Genomic DNA, 4,361 nt, shown 5'->3' with positions numbered 1-4,361 from the left:
CTTTTCGATCCTGGCCGGCGTCGCCAGCATCATTTCGCGATTTACTTGCTTCAATAGTCGCCTCCAGATCGGATCGGCTGCCGTATCGAACCGAGTAGGCTCGTGTAAATTCGGCGCCCAACAGAAAGATCTCCGACGAATAAAAGACCCACAGCAGCACGACGAGCAGCGCACCGGCTGCCCCGTATGACGATGCGACGGCGCTGGTTCCGATATACCAACCGATCAGCGACTTGCCGATCGTGAAGAGAAACGCCGTTACTACCGCGCCGACGCCAACGTCGCGCCATTGCAGCGCGCGGTCGGGCAGGACCTTGTAGATTGCCGCAAACAACAGAGCGATCAGGGCAAACGAAACGATCCAGTTGATTGCGCTCAGGATGAGGGTGCCAAAGGGCAGATATGCGTTGATGATATCTCCAAGCGCCGAAATTGCAGCGCTTACGACAAGGGACACCAGCAGCAGAAAGCCAAGCGCCGCGACGAGACCCAGGCTGGCAGCGCGTGCCCGCACGAGCCGTGAAATCGATGTGCCACCCGGTTTGACTTTCCAGATCTCGTTCAGGGCAACCTGCATTTCGCCGAACACGCCGGATGCGGTCACCAAAAGTGTGACGAGCCCCAAAATGCTGGCAACAGTTCCCGCCTCCTTGTGCGACGCGTTCTCGATTGTCGCTTGCAGAAGCTCGGCGCTCTGCGGACCCATCAGGCCCGCCATCTGGGCCGAAAGCGCCAGCTGTGCCGCATCGTTTCCGAAGGCCATGCCAGCGATGGCGACAACGATGAGCAGGATCGGTGCAAGCGAGGTCGTGGCATAAAACGCCATCGCTGCCCCGTGGCTCAAGGCATTGTCATTGATGAAGCCGAGGATGCTCTCCTCAAGAAGTGTCCAGCCGTCTTTCGCCACATTCCACATGTTTTGCCTCACCTGCTTCCCAAGCAAATAGAGGCAACACCGCAGCGGACCAGAGCATCACATTCGAGAAGTTCTGGTCCGTTTGGATCCGGCGTTTAGGTGACGGATCTTGGGTTGTTTGGCGTGATCTGTCCCGAGGCTCTCTTTGTGAGACCATCCTGCGTCGGGAAGGCCGAGAACGCCGCGATGGCTAGGAAGATCGGAATCCCCAATTCGAGGATTTCCTCGAACACTGTGGAGGTATAGATCCGGGTGAGGTGGATGCTGAGAAATGTGAGATTTGATGGCGCCCCGTCGATGACCTTGGAAAGGACGGCGCAGCCGACAGCTGCGGCAATGGCCACGGCAGTCGCCTCGCCGTGGCGAAGCCCGTGCACAAAGCTACGGAAGCCGTTCTTCAGGAGCAAATAGAAGGCAATGCCGAGGGCAATAACGACCGTCGCGCCGATTAGCTTTTCCAACAGCGGAACGTCAGGCGAGATATAGAGGGTGGTCTTGGTGATGTTGTGGGTGGTGAAATGCGCATGAAAGTCCAGCTCGCGCAGGCACATCGCGATCAGGATGGCGACAAGGTACCACCGCTTGAGCAGGTCTCGATAGGACATTTCCCGGACAAGCGTTGCCACGACGATCAGGTAGCCTGCGGCCGAGAAGACTTCAATTGGACCGCCTTCGCTGAGGTAAAACTTCCGTATGTCTTCGGGAAAGAAAGCGAGCGGCAGGGCGATGAGAAAGACGAGCACCAGCAGGGCAAGGCCCATTTGGTTGAAATAGTGGCCTTTGCCGTAACCGGTCTTTCTTTCGCTCCACGCCATATCTGTCTCGCCCATCTGTCTGTGCCGACTCTCTATTGATCGTGATTTCACACAATTTGAAAGACTGGGCCATTGTCAAGTTGCCGCTGCGTATGCCGCCCTATGCCCGGCCGCTTGCCGTCGCTCTGACGGCATGACTGCGCAAGCGTGACGAGCCTGGTCCGGCCTAGCGCGGTGATGGCTGTCCTGTCCAGAAAGTGTCTTTGTAGCGACGACGACCCGTTCGCTCACGCCACCGATCGCCGCCATCCCCCTGCGGCGGTGTTAATCAATCGGCACTCGCCGCCTGTTGCCTAAAGGCGCTGTTGGACGCTCTCACGATCCAACCAACGGAACTGTGACAGTTGTCGCATAATTGATCGGATATTGGTCGAAGTACGGGAACTCGATCACGAAAGCATATCTGGCCGTGAGATGCGCCATGCGGAAGCCGCCGCTGGGAGGGTCGATTGCTATCGTCACATCGACATCTTTCAATCCCAAACTCAGCAATTTTTCTGTGGCTATGGCCTCTATTTCGGCCTCGGTCAGCGAGTTCTTCAATTGCAGCGCACGTGAGGACGTTTCCAGCGTATAGCGAACGCTGGACATGACATTCAGAGCCCAGCCGAATGCGAAAATACCGAACAGAAGCATTATCAGAAAAGGTGCGATCAGCGCGAATTCCAGCCCAGTCCCACCTGATGTATCACGGCTGAACGCTCTCGCGATCCGCTTAGCGGACACGGATCACCTCTTGATGGCCGATGTCGCGAGAAAGAGAAAACGCGCCAAAAATGAAGGGCGGGGACCAGGTCGCCGTCGCTTTTATTTCCACGAAGACCGAGGGAGCTTTCGTCCCCCCGTTGCACAGGCTCGATGCATCGACCACGGAGCTTCCGCACATGTATTTCCGGCCCAGTGTAACCTGTGCGCCTTCGGGATGGTTTTCCCAACTCGAAAGGGCAACGGCTTGGGTGGCCGCGTCGTCGGTTGCTCCCTCCATCACAAGATTTGCCGCCGTCTTGACGCTTGCGCGCATCGACAGCGAGCTTGATACGAAAGACCAGCCGTCAATGATGCCGAAAAGCACCAGGCAAAGGATCGGCACAATCAGGGCAAACTCCACCGCAGCAACACCCGAATCGTTGCGGAAAAACCGACCTGACCGCCGTTCCATGACGGTTACTCGACAAGCTGAACGGATTGCGCCGCCGGAATCTCTCGCATCCCGAGGCTGGTGCAATTCTGCTTGATGCTTGTAGCGCCGGACCACTCTATCGTATCGGCGACGACCTGTGTGCAACCACCTTGGCCCGAGAAATTGCCGAGATATTTAACCCCCTGCGTTGGAAAATACAGAGCACCGGTCAAAAGCGAATCCGCCGTGCCATTAAACGAGTTTGATCCCGCCAGGTTTGCCCTGTCGCCGTAAAACAGCACACCCGAATAGGTGCCTGACGTCGGTGCGCTAAGCTTGACGGTGGCCGTACCGTTCATGCTGACGCCGGAGCTGCCGGCCAGATAGATGATGACTCCGTCGCCGGAAATATTTGCGTTCGCGCTTGCTTTGAAATCGCCCCCCTCAACGACATATACCCCAGGCGAGAGCGTTACACTGCCGCTCAAGCTGAGCCCCTTGCAGTATGTTCCAGGTTGCAAGGTCGACTGATTGGCGTTTTGACAGGGGTTCGTGGCTGGTGGCGCCGGCAAGTCGGCAAAAGGATCCGCAGCGGGCAGCGCCTGGGTAAGCGGGTTCGCGCAAACGGTTTTTACAACGTTGCTCAATGAAACACCGCCTGCCGATATCAGGCAATCGGCCTCCAGATATGCCGACCCTTGAAGCTTGAGGGCGTCCGCGGCGATTGAATCCGACATGACGGAGCAGCCGGTCAGCTTGAGGTTCGAACTGCCGGAAAAGAGCGCCGCTCTCGAAGCGGAAGGATTGAGCGCCAGAACGCAGGCTTTTGACGCGTCCGTGATAAGAGCCACAGCCCTGGCCTGTGCGCCGACCGCGCTTTGGCTGAATATCGATGTGAAAAATCGATCGAGCGTCTGATAGACGACTACTTCAACGGCCTTTTTTGCGACATTCGGTCCGGACGATGGAGGCGTGAAGACCTCGATTGTGCCTGTCGATGGTCCCCAGCCGTTCGTGATCGCCGACAGTGTCGCGGCCGAGATAATCGTTGGCTTGTCGGATCCCGAAACTTTTTCCAAAGCGCCAGCATAGGCTGCCGCATCCGCCACCGCCTGTAACTTCAGGCTGCTGTAATACCAATAGGAAGTCTCGACACCGAGCCCCGCTCCGCCGACAACAATCGGCAAACACAGGGCAAAAATAATAGCAACGTTGCCGCTCTCGCTGGTTCGTCGCGGACAGCTGAAAAAACGCCTGAAGGTACCGGCACCCCATCCCATTTGCCTATTCAAGCAGCAAAGCATAAAGGAATGTCTAAGAATTTCACTCGATTTGTTAGCTGCGCTCCTCGATAACCGCCGACGCTGAACCAGCTTCTCCAGTCCCCCGGGGGCATGCGCAAGAAATTGCCGACGGCGGCCGGTTTCGTTGGCAAAAGGTTACCATTCCCTGCTATTCCCCCTTCAAATCAAAAGCAGTGGACTTGCGCATGACCAATGTCGCCCTGACC

Annotated in this window: 5 protein-coding genes; all 5 read right to left on the bottom strand. The window is 57.1% G+C overall.

What is annotated here, in order from left to right; all coding sequences use genetic code 11:
* Nucleotides 1-916: YihY/virulence factor BrkB family protein (locus EOA85_RS28905; RefSeq protein ID WP_164759944.1), on the bottom strand; the 916-nt coding region annotated here is incomplete at its 3' end.
* Nucleotides 917-1,011: 95 nt separating this feature from the next.
* On the bottom strand, nucleotides 1,012-1,746 hold the full coding sequence (locus EOA85_RS28900; protein ID WP_127212033.1) for a hypothetical protein: 735 nt from the start codon (nucleotides 1,744-1,746) through the stop codon (nucleotides 1,012-1,014).
* Between the two features lie 300 nt (nucleotides 1,747-2,046).
* Nucleotides 2,047-2,457, bottom strand: coding sequence for a TadE/TadG family type IV pilus assembly protein (locus tag EOA85_RS28895; protein ID WP_127212032.1), 411 nt, complete (start codon nucleotides 2,455-2,457; stop codon nucleotides 2,047-2,049).
* The gene (locus EOA85_RS28890; protein WP_127212031.1) at nucleotides 2,447-2,890 is read right to left on the bottom strand and encodes a TadE/TadG family type IV pilus assembly protein; all 444 of its coding nucleotides are present in this window, start codon (nucleotides 2,888-2,890) and stop codon (nucleotides 2,447-2,449) included. The genes EOA85_RS28895 and EOA85_RS28890 overlap by 11 nt, the downstream gene beginning before the upstream one ends.
* A 5-nt stretch (nucleotides 2,891-2,895) precedes the next feature.
* Nucleotides 2,896-4,131, bottom strand: a complete 1,236-nt coding sequence (locus EOA85_RS28885; RefSeq protein ID WP_127212030.1) for a pilus assembly protein TadG-related protein — start codon at nucleotides 4,129-4,131, stop codon at nucleotides 2,896-2,898.
* Nucleotides 4,132-4,361: the final 230 nt, after the last annotated feature.

The sequence above is a fragment of the Mesorhizobium sp. M5C.F.Ca.IN.020.29.1.1 genome (genome assembly GCF_003997375.1).
Taxonomy (GTDB): domain Bacteria; phylum Pseudomonadota; class Alphaproteobacteria; order Rhizobiales; family Rhizobiaceae; genus Mesorhizobium; species Mesorhizobium wenxiniae.
This window is presented reverse-complemented; position numbering and strand designations above follow the sequence as displayed.